Origin of the sequence: Collimonas arenae, from assembly GCF_001584165.1 — a bacterium.
In the GTDB taxonomy this organism is placed as follows: domain Bacteria; phylum Pseudomonadota; class Gammaproteobacteria; order Burkholderiales; family Burkholderiaceae_D; genus Collimonas; species Collimonas arenae.
The window spans coordinates 103930-120268 of sequence record NZ_CP013233.1 but is presented as its reverse complement, the minus strand read 5'-3'; the positions used below and the strand labels follow the sequence as shown (position 1 = coordinate 120268).

General features: G+C 59.9%; 17 protein-coding genes. 8 read left to right on the top strand and 9 right to left on the bottom strand.

What is annotated here, in order from left to right:
- Window positions 1-1224, bottom strand: a complete 1224-nt coding sequence (locus tag CAter10_RS00580) for an MFS transporter (protein ID WP_061531873.1) — start codon at window positions 1222-1224, stop codon at window positions 1-3.
- A gap of 269 nt (window positions 1225-1493) precedes the next feature.
- On the opposite strand from CAter10_RS00580, the gene CAter10_RS00575 reads away from it, so the two are divergent.
- Window positions 1494-3542 (top strand): M3 family metallopeptidase, encoded by a 2049-nt coding sequence (locus CAter10_RS00575; protein ID WP_231879100.1) that lies wholly within the window; start codon window positions 1494-1496, stop codon window positions 3540-3542.
- A gap of 187 nt (window positions 3543-3729) precedes the next feature.
- On the opposite strand, the gene CAter10_RS00570 is transcribed toward CAter10_RS00575, so the two are convergent.
- Complete coding sequence (locus CAter10_RS00570) at window positions 3730-4668, bottom strand: S1/P1 nuclease (RefSeq protein WP_061531871.1); 939 nt, start codon at window positions 4666-4668, stop codon at window positions 3730-3732.
- Between the two features lie 261 nt (window positions 4669-4929).
- Here CAter10_RS00570 and CAter10_RS00565 point away from each other — a divergent pair, with 261 nt between their 5' ends.
- Window positions 4930-5580: an epoxyqueuosine reductase QueH gene (locus tag CAter10_RS00565; protein WP_061531870.1), complete on the top strand. Its 651-nt coding sequence runs from the start codon at window positions 4930-4932 to the stop codon at window positions 5578-5580.
- Window positions 5577-5786 carry a hypothetical protein gene (locus tag CAter10_RS00560; protein ID WP_061531869.1) on the top strand — a complete coding sequence of 70 codons (210 nt, stop codon included), beginning with the start codon at window positions 5577-5579 and terminating at the stop codon, window positions 5784-5786. The genes CAter10_RS00565 and CAter10_RS00560 overlap by 4 nt, the downstream gene beginning before the upstream one ends.
- Window positions 5787-5793: 7 nt before the next feature.
- Here the strand turns inward: CAter10_RS00560 and CAter10_RS00555 are convergent, their stop codons facing one another.
- The 3 genes from CAter10_RS00555 to CAter10_RS00545 are packed head-to-tail and all read right to left on the bottom strand — an operon-like array spanning window position 5794 to window position 7917.
- A complete protein-coding gene (locus CAter10_RS00555; RefSeq protein ID WP_061531868.1) occupies window positions 5794-6552 on the bottom strand; it encodes a molybdopterin-dependent oxidoreductase in 759 nt (252 codons plus the stop codon).
- Complete coding sequence (locus CAter10_RS00550) at window positions 6549-7220, bottom strand: cytochrome b/b6 domain-containing protein (RefSeq protein WP_061531867.1); 672 nt, start codon at window positions 7218-7220, stop codon at window positions 6549-6551. Before CAter10_RS00550 ends, CAter10_RS00555 begins: the two co-directional genes overlap by 4 nt.
- 58 nt (window positions 7221-7278) lie before the next feature.
- Window positions 7279-7917, bottom strand: coding sequence for a hypothetical protein (locus tag CAter10_RS00545; RefSeq protein ID WP_061531866.1), 639 nt, complete (start codon window positions 7915-7917; stop codon window positions 7279-7281).
- Between the two features lie 191 nt (window positions 7918-8108).
- On the opposite strand from CAter10_RS00545, the gene CAter10_RS00540 reads away from it, so the two are divergent.
- The 3 genes from CAter10_RS00540 (at window position 8109) to CAter10_RS00530 (ending at window position 11517) form a co-directional block, all read left to right on the top strand.
- A complete protein-coding gene (locus CAter10_RS00540) occupies window positions 8109-8789 on the top strand; it encodes a heavy metal response regulator transcription factor (RefSeq protein ID WP_061531865.1) in 681 nt (226 codons plus the stop codon).
- Window positions 8786-10198 (top strand): heavy metal sensor histidine kinase, encoded by a 1413-nt coding sequence (locus CAter10_RS00535; protein ID WP_061531864.1) that lies wholly within the window; start codon window positions 8786-8788, stop codon window positions 10196-10198. The genes CAter10_RS00540 and CAter10_RS00535 overlap by 4 nt, the downstream gene beginning before the upstream one ends.
- 140 nt (window positions 10199-10338) lie before the next feature.
- Window positions 10339-11517 (top strand): NAD(P)/FAD-dependent oxidoreductase, encoded by a 1179-nt coding sequence (locus CAter10_RS00530; protein ID WP_061531863.1) that lies wholly within the window; start codon window positions 10339-10341, stop codon window positions 11515-11517.
- A gap of 4 nt (window positions 11518-11521) precedes the next feature.
- On the opposite strand, the gene CAter10_RS00525 is transcribed toward CAter10_RS00530, so the two are convergent.
- Complete coding sequence (locus CAter10_RS00525; RefSeq protein ID WP_061531862.1) at window positions 11522-12058, bottom strand: methylated-DNA--[protein]-cysteine S-methyltransferase; 537 nt, start codon at window positions 12056-12058, stop codon at window positions 11522-11524.
- 175 nt (window positions 12059-12233) lie between these two features.
- Between CAter10_RS00525 and CAter10_RS00520 the strand changes: the two genes are divergently transcribed.
- Together CAter10_RS00520 and CAter10_RS00515 are read left to right on the top strand one after the other, a co-directional pair.
- Window positions 12234-12692, top strand: coding sequence for a (2Fe-2S)-binding protein (locus CAter10_RS00520; protein ID WP_061531861.1), 459 nt, complete (start codon window positions 12234-12236; stop codon window positions 12690-12692).
- Between the two features lie 10 nt (window positions 12693-12702).
- A complete protein-coding gene (locus tag CAter10_RS00515) occupies window positions 12703-14883 on the top strand; it encodes a xanthine dehydrogenase family protein molybdopterin-binding subunit (RefSeq protein WP_061531860.1) in 2181 nt (726 codons plus the stop codon).
- Window positions 14884-14961: 78 nt separating this feature from the next.
- Here the strand turns inward: CAter10_RS00515 and CAter10_RS23245 are convergent, their stop codons facing one another.
- From CAter10_RS23245 to CAter10_RS23235, 3 genes are read right to left on the bottom strand one after another with little or no spacing between them, the layout of a single operon-like run.
- A complete protein-coding gene (locus tag CAter10_RS23245; RefSeq protein ID WP_236905441.1) occupies window positions 14962-15291 on the bottom strand; it encodes a Rossmann-fold NAD(P)-binding domain-containing protein in 330 nt (109 codons plus the stop codon).
- Complete coding sequence (locus CAter10_RS23240; protein ID WP_236905560.1) at window positions 15246-15503, bottom strand: NAD(P)-dependent oxidoreductase; 258 nt, start codon at window positions 15501-15503, stop codon at window positions 15246-15248. Before CAter10_RS23240 ends, CAter10_RS23245 begins: the two co-directional genes overlap by 46 nt.
- Complete coding sequence (locus CAter10_RS23235) at window positions 15476-15991, bottom strand: Glu/Leu/Phe/Val dehydrogenase dimerization domain-containing protein (RefSeq protein ID WP_236905439.1); 516 nt, start codon at window positions 15989-15991, stop codon at window positions 15476-15478. The genes CAter10_RS23240 and CAter10_RS23235 overlap by 28 nt, the downstream gene beginning before the upstream one ends.
- Between the last annotated feature and the right edge of the window lie 348 nt (window positions 15992-16339).

The window sequence follows — 16339 nt, the reverse complement described above, 5'->3', positions numbered from 1 at the left end:
TCAGTGATTGCCGCCGTCGCGGATCGAGCTGGCGGCGACATGCGTAACTTGTTCGTTACGCCCCAGCAGCAGCCATGCCAGCAAACCGGCCGCACTCAGCCCGGCGCCGGTCATCGACACACCGAACCAGCCGGCATAGCCGTACATCGCGGTCGACAGTACCGAGCCGCAGGCGCCTCCGATGAAGTAACAGGTCATGTAGCCGGCCGTCAGGCGGTTGCGCGATTCGGGTTGCAGATGATTGATGACGCTCAGGTTGGTGACGTGCACCGCCTGCACCATCAAGTCCAGCACCAGGATGCCGATGATCAGGCCCAGCAGCGAACTTTTGGCGAACACCAGCGGCAGCCAGGACAGCAACAGCAGCGCCAGGCCGATGGCGGTGGAACGTCCGGCATGCCCACGATCGGCCAGCCGTCCGGCATGCGAAGCGGCCAGTGCGCCGGCAGCGCCGACCAGACCGAACAGGCCGATGGTGCCATCCGAATAGTTGAACGGCGCCGCCGCCAGCAGGAACGAAATCGATGTCCACAGCACGCTGAACACGGCGAAGATGATGCCGCCGAGCAGGGCGCGGATACGCAATACCGGTTCTTGTACGAACAAAGTCAGGATCGACGCCAGCAGGCGCGGATAGTTCAGATGCTGTTCCTGGTGATGACGCGGCAGGGCGCGCCCGAGTACGATCGCCGTCACGATCATCAGCGCCGCGCCGAACCAGTAAACCGTCTGCCAGCCGCCCAAGGCCGACAGGTAACCGGCCACGGTACGCGCCAGCAGGATGCCAAGCAACAGGCCAGTCATCACATGGCCGACCACCTTGCCGCGCTCGTGCGGCGCCGCCAGTGTCGCGGCAAACGGCACCAGCACCTGCGACACCACGGAAAACAAGCCGGTCAGCGCGGTACCGATCAGCACGAACGCCATACTTTGCGCGGTCGCGGTGATCAGCAACCCGCAAGCAGACAACAGGGTCATCACGATAATCAGTTTTTTGCGTTCCACCATGTCCGCCAGTGGCACCAGCAACATCAGGCCGAACGCGTAGCCGAGCTGGGCCACGGTCACGATCAGGCCGGCGCTGCCGTTGGATATGCCGAAGCGCGATGCAATCGTATGCAACAAGGGTTGGGCGTAATAATTGCTGGCCACGGCGACGCCGGTGGCGATCGACATCATGATGACCAGGCCAGGGCTGAGTTTGGAGGATTGTGCGTCTGTCATTGCGAGTTGCCTTTAATAATACGACCCGACACTTTATCCCTTATCCGAATATGTTGCTGCGTAGCCCCACAAACGGCAGTTTCTACAACAAAGCGTCCGACGCAATCGCCATCAATTCCTACGCGTGCGCGAGCAGATCGGATGCGCTACGCTTACGAGTCTCACGACACTGAGCGATTTGGCTTTATAACAACCTCCGGCGGCCTGCGTAAAAGTTTATGTAGAGCTATACAATAGCGTTCTCTTCATTAGCCCGGATGCTAGCCGCCATGACTGATTTGCACGCCACCAACCCGCTGTTGCAAGACTGGAACACTCCTTACGGATTGCCGCCTTTCGACCTGATCAAGGCCGAGCATTTCGCGCCGGCCTTCGCCGTGGCGCTGCCGGCGCACCTGGCCGAAATCGATGCGATCGCCGGCCAATCCGCCGCGCCCGATTTTGCCAATACGCTGGCAGCCTTCGACACCTCTGGCCGCCTCAACAACCGCATCAGCCTGCTGTTCGAAAACCTCACCGCCAGCGAAACCTCGCCGGCGCTGCAAGCGGCCGAAGTCGAGCTGGCGCCGCAGCTGGCAGCGCACCGCAATGCGATCTACCTGCATGCCGGCTTGTTTGCGCGGATTGATGCGCTGTATGCGCGTCGCGCCGAACTGGACCTGGATCCGGTGCAATTGCGTTTGCTGGAACGAGTACACCTGGATTTTGTACGCGCCGGCGCCAATCTGCCGCCACAATCGCGCGCCCGTTACAGCGCCCTGACCGAACGGCTGGCAGCCCTGAGCACGGCATTTACCCAGAATGTGCTGGCCGACGAATCCGGCTTTGCGCTGGAACTTGCAGATGAAGCGGCTCTGGCCGGCTTGCCAGACTTCCTGCGCGCATCGGCGCGTTCGGCGGCGCAACAACTTGGCCTGCCGGAAGGCAGCCATGTGATTACGCTATCGCCATCGCTGGCCGAACCGTTCCTGACGTTCTCCGACCGACGCGACCTGCGCGAAGCCGTGTGGCGTGGCCGCATCGCGCGCGGCGCCCATGCCGGCGCGCATGACAATCGTCCAATCGCTGAAGAAATCATGGCCTTGCGTCAGGAGCAGGCGCAGTTGCACGGCTACCCAACCTACGCCGATTACCAGTTGATCGACCGCATGGCCGGCAAGCCGGAAGCCGTTTCAGCGTTACTCGGCAAGGTCTGGGAACCAGCCAAGGACAAGGCTGGCGAAGATCGCGCCGCACTGACCGAGATGGCGCACAGCCTGGGACAGCCGACCCCGATCGCTGCCTGGGACTGGCGCTACCTGGCTGAAAAAGTGCGGCAAGCACGCTACGATCTCGACGATGCCGAACTGAAGCCCTACTTTGCGCTGGAAAACATGATCGCTGCAATGTTCGATTGCGCCCATCGCCTGTTTGGCATCAGCTTTGTCGAACAGCACGGCGTCGCCCTGCATCATCCCGACGCCCGCCTGTGGGAAGTGCGCAACCGCGAGAACGCACTGATCGGCTTGTTCATCGGCGACAACTACGCGCGCGCCAGCAAGCGCAGCGGCGCCTGGATGCATGTCTTCCGCAGCCAGTCCGGCCACAATGGCGGCACACTGCCGATCGTCATCAACAATAACAACTTCGCCAAGGCCGATCCGGCGCTGTTGAGTTTCGACGATGTGCGCACGCTGTTCCACGAATTCGGGCACGGCTTGCACGGTTTGTTGTCGCAGGTGAAGTACGAGCGCCTGGCCGGCACGCAAGTGCTGCAGGATTACGTTGAATTGCCGTCGCAGATTTTCGAGAACTGGGCCGAAGAGGAAGTGGTGTTGCAACGTCATGCGCGTCATTACCAGAGCGGCGAAGCGATTCCACCAGCCCTGCTGGAAAAGCTGAAACGCGCACGTCAATTCGACCAGGCCTGGGCCACCATCATGTACGCCGGCCCGGCGCTGATCGACATGGCGCTGCATTCGCTGCCGAATGGGACGAAGGTTGACCTCGCAGCCTTTGAAGCGCAGCAGTGCGAATTGCTGGGCATTCCGCAGGACATCGGCCAGCGCCATTACCTGAGCCATTTCCAGCATCTGTTTGCCGGTTCGGATTATGCCGCCGGCTACTACGTCTACATGTGGGCCGAAGTGCTGGATGCCGATGCCTACGACGCCTTCATCGAAGCCGGCGATCCGTTCCAGCCGGCGATTGCCGAACGCCTACAGCGTCACATCTACAGCTCCGGCAACAAGCAGGATCCAGCGCAGGCGTTCCGCGCCTTCCGCGGCCGCGATCCGAAGGTGGAGCCGATGCTGGCCAAGCGTGGGTTGATTGCGTAATTTAGTGAAGCGCCATTAACAGCGTCGTCCCCGCGAACGCGGGGACCCATTTTACGTAACGTGGATTCCCGCGTTCGCGAGAATGATCGTTGTTAATCAAGAAGTAGGGTCGGCAAGTTTTTTTGCCCACACGTTGCTCAAAGGGCGCGATGGAATTTGAGGTCACGCGTGGGCACGGGTGAGCACCCTACTTGCTGCTGAACGGCGATGCAAATACTGCCGCGCTATTCGTCGCAGCGCTGCCGCCCAACGCATCATTCAATACCTTGGCCAGCCGCACACCGGCACGGCTCAGCTGCGTGGCTACCACGCTGGTGGCGTTACTGACATAAGTCGCCGGCAGCTTGTATTTGCCGCTGGAATCGGGTGTCGGCAACTTGCCGTAAGCGTCGGTGCGGGCCAGGTCGAAGGCTTCCAGCGACCAGTCGCGCGGCGTCTGTTGCTGCCATTGCACGATCTGGGCCGTGCTGATCTTGGCGATCAATGCCGACGCCACCTGGTTCGGATCTGTCCCTAATTTGTTCACGAAGGCGGTATCCCAATACGCGTGCAGCTTGCCGGCGGCAATACCGGTTGCCGATACGGTTTCGTCGTTGCCGCCACGGTCATTGGAATCGCTGGAATGCAACGGCTGGTGCAAATCGCCGACGAAATGCAGCAGGAACTCTAGCGCAAGCAGGCGTTCGGCCGGATCGGTATTCGGATCGCGCAGCTCGGCGGTGAACTGATCGACCTTATCAACCACGCAATCCTGGGCGACGCCAGCCGACGCCGGTGTATTGGCGGGCAGCGTCGGATGGCCGAAGCAGGCGGCGTCGATATCGCCGTCGCTGATTTCGGTATCGACAAAATGCCAAGCCGCGGTTTCGCGATGCGCGTTGCGGTACTTGTCGGCCCAGGTCGCTTCGGAGGCGATGTCGGTCGCGGTCAGGCCGCTGCTGTCGTTAGCCAGGATGGCGTTGACCTGCGCGCGAACATCTGCGGTCAGGTAATTATTGGCGATCAGGCCAACCACCATGTGCCCTTCATCGCCCCACGCCATGGCGTGGGGTGCTGCCATTAGCAGAGGCGCGGCGCAAGCCACGCCGGTGACGAAGGTGCACAACAATTTGCGGCTGATTTTCATGAAAAGCTCCGAGAATGATGGGTAACGGGAAGATAAAATGAATGCAAATATTTCCAAAATGCATCATTTTCCGGAATGTAAACCGCATTTATGACCGCAGCATGTCATCTGCAATAAAACCTGCCAAAGCTGACAGGGCTCACGCTGCCTGTATGAATTTGGCTCATGCGAACTTGAGAGTTTGTCGCTTGACGCATCCAGCGTGAAGCAAGACACTCGACGTCAGCTCCCGTCCGCCGCAATTCTTCATTGATCCCGACCATGACCGAACGCCAGAAACTCGCCCTGCCGGGCGGGCACAACAAACTGCTATTGCATTCCTGCTGCGCGCCTTGTTCTGGTGAGGTGATGGAAGCCTTGCTCGACAGCGAAATCGATTTTTCGATTTATTTCTACAACCCCAACATCCATCCGCAACGCGAATATGAATTGCGCAAAAACGAGAACATCCGTTTCGCCGAGCAGCACGGCGTGCCGTTCATTGATGCCGACTACGATCTGGATAACTGGTTCGCACGTGCCCAAGGGATGGAACAAGAACCGGAGCGCGGCAAGCGCTGCACCATGTGTTTCGACATGCGTTTCGAACGTACCGCGCTGTATGCGCATGAGCATGGATTTTCGGTCATCAGCAGTTCGCTAGGGATTTCGCGTTGGAAGAACATGCAGCAGATCAACGACTGCGGGGTGCGTGCTGCCGGACATTACCCGGACATCACGTATTGGGATCACAATTGGCGCAAGCAGGGCGGCTCGACGCGCATGATTGAGATTTCCAAGCGCGAGAATTTCTATCAGCAGGAATACTGCGGCTGCGTCTATTCTCTGCGTGACACCAACCGCTGGCGCAAGGAACAAGGACGCGAGCGGATCAAGATTTGCGAGAAATTTTACGGCCAGGTGGAAGAATGAAGAACCCGCGCCACATGACCGTCATCGAGCAATGGCTGGCCGGACCAGAGCATCAATCAGGCAAGCCTGCCGATCTACTGGCCAGCATGGAACAATCGCTGGCCGCCTACATGCAGACGCTGGCGCAGGATGATGAAGAAATCGATGCGCCGCATCTGCAAAATCAGCATCGCGGCTGCCCTTGCTGCACCGGACGCGGCGAATGAAAAGTCGTCAGGAACCGCTGAACCAGTTGTAGCCCTGATCTTCCCAATAGCCGCCGGGATTTTCATTGGTCACGAAGATCGCTGCGATGTGCTTGGGATTTTTGAAACCCAGCTTGGTCGGCACCCGCAGTTTCAACGGATAACCATATTCGGTCGGCAGCGGCTCTTTGCCGAAATCCAACGCGAGTATTGTTTGCGGATGCAGCGCAGTCGCCATGTCCAGGCTTGAATAATAACGATCCGCACATTTGAAGCCGACATAGCGCGCTGTCGTATCGGCGCCGATATGCGCCAGGAAGGTACGGAACGGCACGCCGCTCCACTGGCCGATGGCGCTCCAGCCCTCGATGCAGATATGGCGCGTGATCTGCGAAGCCTGCGGCAACGCCCGCAATTGCGCCAGGCTCCAGCTGCGTTTGTCGCGTACCAGGCCGGAGACTTCCAGCTTGTAAGTATCGCCATCGATTTCCGGCGCCGAATCGGCGTCGTAGAAAGCGTTGAACGGAAACGGCTTGGTGATCATGCTGGCCGGGTAGGTCGGCGCCAGGTGATTCGGCCGAAACAACAAACCCTGCACCCGGTCGTTCCAGCGCGACATCGCCCACAGCACCTTGTCGACCATATCTCCATCTTGCAGATTGCAGCCCGACAGCATCGACAGCGCACCCAGCGACAAGCCGGAGCGCAGGAACAAGCGGCGCTGCAATTGCACCAGTTCAGGCTTCAGCTCCGAATTGGTCGGCACATCCGGTTTTTTATCCGTCATGGTTGCGACTCCTGTGCCACTTTATATTTTGGGGCGCGTCCGGTCAGCATCGGCCATAATGTACTGGGCACGATCAGCACCAGCGCCAGGTGAACCACCACAAACGCCACGATGCCGGCCATGGCAACGAAATGCACGCGACGCGCCACGTCGTAACCGCCGAACAGATCGACCAGGACATCCAGTTGCACCGGCTTCCAGATCGACAGACCGGACGCCACCACCAGCACGCCCAGCAGCAGCACACCGATATACATCAAGCGCTGTACGGCGTTGTAGACGCCGGCCTGATGCGGCAATTTGAATGTCAGCGCCTGCCTGGCATCACGCATCAGATCAGCGCCGCGCAGCGGCAGGAAGTGGCGGCGAAAATGCCCGCGCGCCAATCCGTAAAAAAAATAAATCAAGCCATTCACCACCAGCAGCCACATGGCGGCAAAATGCCAGGCTATCGCGCCGCCCAGCCAACCACCCAGCGTGGCCCATTTTGGGAACGAAAAACCAAACAACGGTGAAGCGTTATAGATCTCCCAGCCGCTCATCACCATGCATACCATGGCGAAGGCGTTGATCCAGTGCGTAGCACGCACCGGCAACGGATGGATGATGCGGCGCCTGGCGGCCGGGCTTGCTCGATTCTGTTGCGGAAGGGTTTCTGCTGTTGTCATGGATGCGCCTTGCAAAGAGGGTGCGCGGGCGACAACGGCGCCCGCCTTTCATACTGAATTACATCGGCGGCACTACGCCATTCTTGCCGATAGTCGCCCGCCCCACGATGTCGCTGCCATCTGCTGCCCTGCTGACGAAGAACACGCCATGTGCGCCCGGAACCAGCAGGCTGCGATCACCTTTTTCCAGGCTGACGATCGGCACGTCGGCCGGCACCACGATTTTCTTCTCGCCCTGCGGATACTTGACGGTAATGGTGCGGCCGCTGGTGACAACGACATCGCCCACAGTGCCGTTGGTCATGCTGCTGTTCTTGCCGAGATCCCAGGCGTAACTGCCTTCGCCAACCTTCATGCCGGCCGGGAACACATGTACCTCCAGCGCTTTCAAGCTGCCATCAGGTAACGGCACCGCAGCAGATCCGATGAAACTGTCCGATTTGATATCGCTGATGGCGGCATGGCTAACCCCGAACAACATCAGGTCTGGCGCCAGTTTCAAGGTCATTTTCTTGCCGCCTTTTGCACTGACTTCGAGGCTGTCGGTATTCACCTTGTCAATCGTGGCGCGCACCCGAACCGGTGTTGTCGGAGCGGCAGCGGCTGCGGTTTGCGCGCTGGCGGCGGTGCCGTAGGCCAAGAAGGTCGATGCGGCCAATACGGGGACAAGTCGGCGCAAGAGTTGTGATGTTTTCATGAAAACTGTCTCGGTGGTTGCTGGGAATCCCAGTTTGGGGCCGGTGCAGTGTCTTATCGGTGACATATGAATGACAATATTGTCATTCTTCGCGGCAATCGAATTGATAGAATGAGCTGTCTCTCAACCTCGGCCGGAGCCGCGGAACAGCACCGTTTGGCGTGTTGTCGCAACTTCGCAATGAATCCAGCATGGCTATCCTCGTAATCGAAGACGATCCCAAAACCGGCGACTACCTGAAGAAGGGCTTGCGTGAATCCGGCTACGCGGTCGACCTGATCCGCAACGGCAGCGACGGCTTGCACATGGCGCTGGAAAACCATTACGACCTGGTGGTGCTGGATGTCATGCTGCCCGGCACCGACGGTTGGAAGATCATGGGCGCGCTGCGCGCCAGGCGCGATCTGCCGGTCATCTTCCTGACTGCACGCGATCACGTCAACGACCGCATCCGCGGCCTCGAACTCGGCGCCGACGACTACCTGGTCAAGCCGTTTTCCTTCACCGAACTGCTACTGCGGATTCGCACGCTGCTGCGCCGTGGCGTGGTGCGCGAGGTACATGAACTGGATTTTTTCCAGATCGCCGATCTACAGCTCGATCTGCTCCGGCGCCGCGTCACGCGGCAGGGCATCGACATCGTCCTCACCAACAAGGAATTTCTGTTGCTGCATCTGCTGATCAAACGCAAGGATGAAGCACTGTCGCGCACAGTCATCGCCTCGGAAGTGTGGGACATGAATTTCGACAGCGATACCAACGTGGTCGACGTCGCCATCAAGCGCTTGCGCGCCAAGATCGATAATCCGTTCCAGCAGAAACTGATCCACACGGTGCGCAGCATCGGCTACATGTTTTCGGAAGATCCATGATGATCTGGCGTACCCGCTCGCTGACCGCCCGGGTGACTTTCCTGTTCGCATTGATTGCCTGCGCGATCGTCACCAGCCTTGGCATGTACCTGTATTCGTCGACCCGGCAGGCGCTGGAAACCCGTGCCGATTACTCGCTGATCGGCCGCGTCGAACACTTCCGCCGTTTGCTGCACGATCTATACAACGTCAAGCAGATGGAAGACCGGCCGGCACTGTTCGAAACCATGCTGGGCAACGAGCAGGATGTGCTGATGTTCGCCTACCCGGGGCAAGCGCCATTCGTGCGCGTCAATCCCGACAACATGGTGCCACCGCCGATGACGCCGCTGGCCCTCGACCAGCCGCTGTCGCTGGACGCGCTGCATCCTGGCAAACCGGTTAATGGAGTCCGCGTGCGCTGGATATCGGCATTGGCCGAAGTCGGCAGCGACGGTACGACGGTGGTGATCGTCGGCGCCCACGTGATGACGCAGGAATCGCACATCCTGGAGGCGTACTACTGGCAGGTGATCGCGGCAGCGATGATCTCCGTGCTGCTGACTGCACTGTTCGGCTTCCTGGTGCTCAAACGCGGCTTCCGTCCACTGACGACGATGGCCGAACGTGCCGCCGAAGTCAGCCCGACCAATATCGCAGTGCGCCTGCGCGAGGAAGACGCGCCGCAGGAACTGCGCAGCCTGGCTGCATCGTTCAATGCGATGCTGGACCGGCTGGCCGACGGTTATGAACATCTGTCACAGTTTTCTGCCGACCTCGCACATGAAATCCGCACCCCGATCGGTGCACTGATGGGGCAAACCCAGGTGACCCTGGGCCAGGCGCGCAGCGCCGGCGAATATCAGCACGTGCTGGAATCGAACCTGGAAGAATTGCAGCGCTTGAGCCGGATTGTCGAAAACATCCTGTTCCTGGCGCACGCCGATCATGCCGGACTGACCGTCGAGAAAACGCCGTTGGCGCTGGCTGATGAATTGCACAAGATCGCTGACTACTTCGAGGGCGTAGCTGAAGAACGCAACATCCAGCTGGTCGTCGACGCCGACGGCCAGGTGCAGGCCAGCCCCATCATGTGGCGACGCGCGGTCAGCAACCTGGTGGTCAACGCGGTACGCTACGCGATCCCGGGCAGTACGGTCCGTCTGAGCAGCCGTCAACAAGGGGTGGGCGTCCGCGTAGAAGTGGAAAACCAGGGCGACCCGATTCCGCCAGAACAGCTCGAACGCCTGTTCGACCGCTTCTATCGCGGCGACAAATCGCGCAGCGAATACACCGAATCGAACGGCCTTGGCCTGGCTATCGTGCGCGCCATCATGCTGGTTCATGGCGGCAATGCCGACGTTGTGTGTTCCAGCGAGGGAATCATCCGCTTCGGATTGTATTTTCCCAACCCGGTTGCACCCACCTGACATTGCCGTTTTTCAGCTATGCTGACGATTCCGCCGGGTAAATTAAACAAGCGATTCAGACATTTGCGAGGCTCTATTGATGACGTCGCCGACAAGTTCAGAAGCATATCGTTTCGTTGCGCCTCCATTGGAAAATTGCCATGTCTTATGATGGTACGGATATCGCCGACGTGTTGATCGTCGGCGCCGGCCCGGCCGGCTCCCATCTGGCCTGGTTGCTGGCACGGCAGGGCTTGCAGGTGACCCTCATCGACAAGGAAAATTTCCCGCGCGCCAAGGTGTGCGGCGGCGGCCTGTCGCGCAAGTCGATGGACCTGCTCGGCTTCGATCTCGGACCGGCGCTGCACCGGCCGATCGATGCCGCCATCCTCAATTTTCACAACCACAACGCCATCATCAAGGAAATGCAGCCAATAGCGGCTTGCACCGTAGTGCGCAGCGAATTCGACAAGTTGCTGCTAGATCGCGCATGCGCCGCCGGCGCGCGCTTCCTTGCTGAAACCGCATTTGTCGATGCCAGCGAGAGTGCAGATGCGGTCAGCGTCAGCACCAGTCGCGGCGTGTTGCGCTGCCGCCTGCTGCTGGCCGCCGACGGCGCCGCCAGCGCGGTGCGCAACAAACTGTTCGGCAAGGACCTGGTGTCTTACGTACCGGCGCTGGAAGCCATGATGTGGCCGGCGCCTGGAACGCTGGAACGCTTCGGCCGACGCGCCTTGTTCGATTTCGACGGCATGCCGCGCGGCTACGGCTGGATATTTCCTAAACGCGATCATTTCAATGTCGGCGTGTACTCACCGTTCGGCGGCACCTCTCTGCGCCGGCACCTGGATCGCTTTACCGCGGCATATGCCAGTTTGCAGCAACCGCGTCGGGTCGAATATCAGGGTTACATCATTCCGCTTGCCAACCGCCGCCAGCTGTTCCAGCGCGGCCGGGTCTGGCTGCTGGGCGACGCCGCCGGCCTGGCGGAAGCCTTGTTCGGCGAGGGTATTTATTTTGCGCTGAAGAGCGCGACACTTGCCGCCAAGGCAATTGCCGAAGATGGTTTGCGCGCCGATTCTGATTGCTACGGCCGCCTGCTGCAGCGCGAGTTGCTACCCGAACTGCGCGCTGCGGCCAGGATGGCGCAGTTGATCTACCGCTTCCCCAAATTCGCCTTCTCGCATCTGGTGCTTAACCAGAAGATCAACCATGATTTCGCCGGGCTGATCAGCGGCGACATCGGCTACCGCGAATGCCTGCGCAAGACTGCGCTCAACCTACCGCGCTGGCTGCTGCCGAGCAAGCCGCCGGACAGCGTGGCCAGCGATTCCTGCTAATTTGTCAGAAACCCGGCAGGCGCAGAGTCTGCTGGTCGCCGGCTTCGGCGCGTTCGTGGCCGAGCAACCAGGCCTTGCGCTCCAGGCCGCCGGCAAACCCGGTCAATTTGCCGTTGGCGCCGACCACCCGGTGGCACGGCACGATGATGGCAATCGGATTTGAGCCGTTGGCGCTACCGACTGCGCGCGCACCGTTATACTGGCCCAATTGCAACGCCAGCTTGCCGTAGGTGGTCATCCGCGCCGGTGGAATCTGGCGCAATGCCGCCCACACGCGTTGCTGGAATGCGCTGCCGTTGGTGGCGACGTCAATGTCCTGCAATGCATGCAGCTCGCCCGCGAAATAGCGCTGCAAGGCAGGCTCGGCGCGCGATGGTATCGTCGCCGGCGTCAAATCGTAGTGCCCGTAGTGCGTGCTGAGCAAGCTGCGCATGCGCGTTTCGTAATCGTCGAAATCGAGCGCGCGCACCCGGTCCTCGGCATCGGTGACCAGGAGGATCGTGCCCAGCGGCGATGTGATCCTGTGAAGGAATAAATTCATGTTGGCAATCTCGTTACAGTCGTCGCATATTAACGTGTAGTTTAATGGCAGCAGCCCTTCCGTGCATGCCGTATCTTGCCTTTGTTTTTTCGCTCTCGCTGTCTATAGTATTGAAACAGTCTGCAGCCCATCCAGACCGTCTTGAACCAGCCGCAACTCTATCGGAGAAATCGTAATGATCAGTCTTCAAGTGAATGGCCACACCGTACAAGTCGACGCCGCCCCAGATACGCCCCTGTTATGGGTACTGCGTGAAAATCTCAAACTGACCGGCAGCAAATTCGGCTGCGGCATTGCTGCCTGCGGCGCCTGCACCGTGCATGTCGGCGGCAATGCCGTGCGTTCCTGTTCCTATCCGCTGTCTGCAGTCGGCAGCCAGCCTGTCACCACGATCGAAGCAATTGCCGCCGATCCGGTAGGCAAGGCAGTGCAGGTGGCCTGGATCAAGCACGACGTCCCGCAATGCGGCTATTGCCAGAGCGGTCAGGTGATGACCGCTGTCGATTTCCTCAAGAAGAAACGGCATCCAAATGAGGCCGAGGTAGTCGCCGCGATGGGCGGTAACCTGTGTCGTTGCGGGAGTTACCAGCGCATCAAGGAAGCGGTGCTGGACGCCTCCAATTCCTTGGTATGAGGAGCCGGCCATGACACATGCAATCCCCTCGAAAAATTCACGCCGCACTTTTCTGAAAGCATCCGCCGTGAGCGGTGTCGGCCTGGTGCTAGGCTTCTACATTCCTTCGCTGACTGGTATCGCCAGTGCGCAAACCGCGACCAAGAAAAGCTATCCGCCGAATGCCTTCCTGCGGGTCGGCCCAGACAACAAGGTCGTGATCCAGGTCTCCAAGGTCGATATCGGCCAAGGCACGCTGACCGCGCTGCCGATGCTGCTGGCCGAAGAACTCGATTGCGACTGGAACAATGTCCATGCCGAACTGGCGAAAGGCGAAGACGTATTTCGCGACACTGCCTTCGGCATGCAGATGGTCGGCGGCTCCACCAGTGTCGCTCACACTTATCAGCAATACCGCGAAATCGGCGCCCGCGCCCGCAGCATGCTGGTCGCCGCTGCGGCCAAACAATGGAAAGTCGATCCAGCCGCCTGCAAGACCGCCGCGGGCGTCATTACCGGCCCGACGGGTCAGCACACGACTTATGGCGCAGTCGCCAACGCCGCGATGCAGTTGCCGGCGCCGGAAACCGTGCAGCTGAAAAACCCGGCACAGTTCACGATCATCGGCAAAGCCACGCCGCGCCTTGACGGCGCCGCCAAATCCACCGGCCAACAGAAATTCGGCATCGACGTCGATCTGCCGGGAATGAAAGTCGCGCTGCTGGCGCGGGCCGTGCCGTGGGGTGCCAAGATCGGCAAGCTCGACGACAGCGCCGCCAAGGCGATTCCCGGTGTGCGCAAAATTTTTACGATTCCGGGAATACGCGGCGGCCAGAGCGTGGTGATAGTGGCCGACGGCTACTGGATCGCCAAGAAAGCTCGCGACGCATTGAAGATAGAATGGGATGCCAAAGGCATCGAACGCGTCAGTTCCGACAGCCTGTTTGCCGCGTATCGTGAAGCGGCGATGAAGCCCGGCACACCAGCCGCCAAGGCCGATGTCTCGTCGCTGGCGACGGCGCCGAAAAAAATCGAGGCAGTCTTCGAGTTCCCCTACCTGGCGCATACGCCGATGGAACCGCTCAACATGACGCTGCACTTCACCGGCGATGCTTGCACCGTCTGGACCGGTTCGCAATTCCAGTCGATGGATCGGCAGGCGATTGCCAAAGTGCTGGGGATCGCCATCACCAAGGTCGACTTCAACACCATGATGGCGGGCGGCGCCTTTGGCCGGCGCGCCCTGCCGGAATCCGAGAATGCAGTGGAGGCCGCCTATATTGCCAAGGTGATGCGCGGCACGCCGGTCAAGGTCATGTATTCACGCGAAGACGATCTGCACGGCGGCTATTACCGGCCGATGCATGTGCACCGGGTCCGCATCGGCTACGATGCCAGCGGCAAGATCGCCGCCTGGGACCACGTGATTGCCGGGCAATCGATCCTCACCGGCAGCCCGTTCGAATCGTTCCTGGTCAAGGACGGCGTCGATGGCACCATGACCGAGGGCGTACTGGAATCGCACTATGCAATCCCTAACCTGGCGCTGTCGGTGCACAACATGCAAGCCAATGTGCCTGTCCTTTGGCATCGCTCGGTCGGCCACAGTCATAACGGCTATGTGATGGAAACCTTGATCGACGAAATTGCTCGCTCTGTCGGCCGCGATCCGGTCGAATACCGCAAGGCGCTGTTTGCCCAACCGGGCGGTCGCAGCAGCCAGGCGCTGGATCTGGCGGTGACACGTTCCGGCTACGGCAAGCGCAAGCTGGAGGCTGGCCACGCCTGGGGCGTGGCGGTGCATCACGCATTCGACACCTCGGTCGCCTATGTGGCGGAAGTGTCGCTGAAGGATGGGCGGCCGCAGGTGCATCGAGTTACCGCCGGCGTGCATTGCAATATGGCGATCAATCCGCGCACCATCGAGGCGCAGATACAGGGCGGCCTGGTGTTTGGCCTGTCGAGCATACAGCCCGGCTATGAAATCACGTTGAAAGATGGGGTGGTTCAGCAGTCGAATTTTCCCGACTACATGCCGGTCCTCATGGGCCAGTGCCCGACCGTCGAGGTCTATCTGGTGCCCAGCGCCGATACCCCGACCGGGGTTGGCGAACCGCCGGTGCCGCCGATTGCGCCGGCTATCGCCAACGCGGTTGCCGCATTGACCGGCAAGCGGCTGCGCAAGTTGCCGTTCGAGACGATTGCGACGTAACTGTACGACAGCACATGTGGTTGCGGGTCGATCTCACTGCGTGTAAATCGACCCGCCTGCCAACGATTCAGCTTTCGTTTACTTCTTGAAACGTGCTTCCGCCAGTTTGTCCGCGACCACACTGGTCGGCAAACTTTGGCTATCGGCCTGCTTGAAGATTTCGGCCAGTGTCGCGCCGATTTCGCGCACGTGCGCTTCGACATCGGCTTCCGGCTTGTCGTAGTACTCGTAGCAGACCTTGATGATGCCGCCGGCGTTGATCACGAAATCCGGCGCGTACAGGATCTCCTTGCGGCGCAGCAGTTCACCGATGTCGGCGGTGGCCAACTGGTTGTTCGCAGCACCGGCGACGATCTTGGCTTTCAGACGGCCCAGGTGGCCGGGTTGAGTGTGGCGCCGAGTGCGCAAGGTGCGTAGATGTCGGCCTGCACGTCATAGATTGCGTCAGGGGCGACCACTTCGGCGCCGAGTTCGCTGCGTGCGCGTTCCAATGCAACCTGGTCGATATCGGTAACGATCAGCTTGGCGCCGGCAGCGCGCAGGCGGCGTGCATAATCGTAGCCGACATTGCCCAGTCCTTGTACTGCAACAGTCAACCCTTCCAGCGAGTCGCGGCCCAGGTAATGCTTGACTGCGGCTTGCGCGCCGACGAAGCAGCCCAGCGCAGTGAATGGCGATGGATCGCCGCTGGCGCCGAGGCCGGCGACATATTTGGTCTTGGTGGCGATATGCGCCATGTCGGCCGGGCTGGTGCCGACGTCTTCCGCCGTGATGTAGCGGCCGCCCAGGCGCTCCAGGCTTCGCCCATGGCTTCGAACAATGCGGGTGTCTTGGCAGTCTTTGGATTGCCGATGATGACGCTCTTGCCGCCGCCGATCGGCAGGCCGGCAACTGCATTCTTGTAGGTCATGCCACGCGACAGGCGCAGCACATCGTTGACGGCGACGGCTTCGCTGGCATAGTCCCACATGCGGCAACCGCCCATGGCCGGGCCGAGGTTGGTGTTGTGGACAGCGATGATGCCTCTGAGGCCGGATTTTTCTTCGGAAACGAAGACCACTTGTTCGTGGTTGTCGAAATTCAATTCATTGAAAATGAAAGTACTCATGCTTTTGGCTCCGTACGGATAGCATTCGCGCGTCCGGGTAGGCGGGCTATGGTTTTCCGGTGTTCTAGGGTTAAGGACAATGTTTCTGGTGTTGATGGCGGGTTGGTGCCGGCAACGGTATAGCCGTGATTTTGTCACGCAGGCGAGAGTGTAATTTATCGCTATGTGAAACTCAATCGAGTTCGCAGCCAAGCGAATAAATTATCGTATTGATAATTTATAAAACAACAGCGGGTGCATCACTGCTACTCCATATGAGCTCGAATGAAATTCTTTCGGCAGCGTCATTCCCGCGTTCGCGGGAGTGACGGGATGCCGAGCCGAGGGCGTTGAAACGCGATAAAGATG

Bases quoted from the DNA above. Each gene is read 5' to 3' on its own strand.
- CAter10_RS00580 (WP_061531873.1), bottom strand. From the start codon at position 1,224: ATGACAGACGCACAATCCTCCAAACTCAGCCCTGGCCTGGTCATCATG.
- CAter10_RS00575 (WP_231879100.1), top strand. From the start codon at position 1,494: ATGACTGATTTGCACGCCACCAACCCGCTGTTGCAAGACTGGAACACT.
- CAter10_RS00570 (WP_061531871.1), bottom strand. From the start codon at position 4,668: ATGAAAATCAGCCGCAAATTGTTGTGCACCTTCGTCACCGGCGTGGCT.
- CAter10_RS00565 (WP_061531870.1), top strand. From the start codon at position 4,930: ATGACCGAACGCCAGAAACTCGCCCTGCCGGGCGGGCACAACAAACTG.
- CAter10_RS00560 (WP_061531869.1), top strand. From the start codon at position 5,577: ATGAAGAACCCGCGCCACATGACCGTCATCGAGCAATGGCTGGCCGGA.
- CAter10_RS00555 (WP_061531868.1), bottom strand. From the start codon at position 6,552: ATGACGGATAAAAAACCGGATGTGCCGACCAATTCGGAGCTGAAGCCT.
- CAter10_RS00550 (WP_061531867.1), bottom strand. From the start codon at position 7,220: ATGACAACAGCAGAAACCCTTCCGCAACAGAATCGAGCAAGCCCGGCC.
- CAter10_RS00545 (WP_061531866.1), bottom strand. From the start codon at position 7,917: ATGAAAACATCACAACTCTTGCGCCGACTTGTCCCCGTATTGGCCGCA.
- CAter10_RS00540 (WP_061531865.1), top strand. From the start codon at position 8,109: ATGGCTATCCTCGTAATCGAAGACGATCCCAAAACCGGCGACTACCTG.
- CAter10_RS00535 (WP_061531864.1), top strand. From the start codon at position 8,786: ATGATGATCTGGCGTACCCGCTCGCTGACCGCCCGGGTGACTTTCCTG.
- CAter10_RS00530 (WP_061531863.1), top strand. From the start codon at position 10,339: ATGTCTTATGATGGTACGGATATCGCCGACGTGTTGATCGTCGGCGCC.
- CAter10_RS00525 (WP_061531862.1), bottom strand. From the start codon at position 12,058: ATGAATTTATTCCTTCACAGGATCACATCGCCGCTGGGCACGATCCTC.
- CAter10_RS00520 (WP_061531861.1), top strand. From the start codon at position 12,234: ATGATCAGTCTTCAAGTGAATGGCCACACCGTACAAGTCGACGCCGCC.
- CAter10_RS00515 (WP_061531860.1), top strand. From the start codon at position 12,703: ATGACACATGCAATCCCCTCGAAAAATTCACGCCGCACTTTTCTGAAA.
- CAter10_RS23235 (WP_236905439.1), bottom strand. From the start codon at position 15,991: ATGAGTACTTTCATTTTCAATGAATTGAATTTCGACAACCACGAACAA.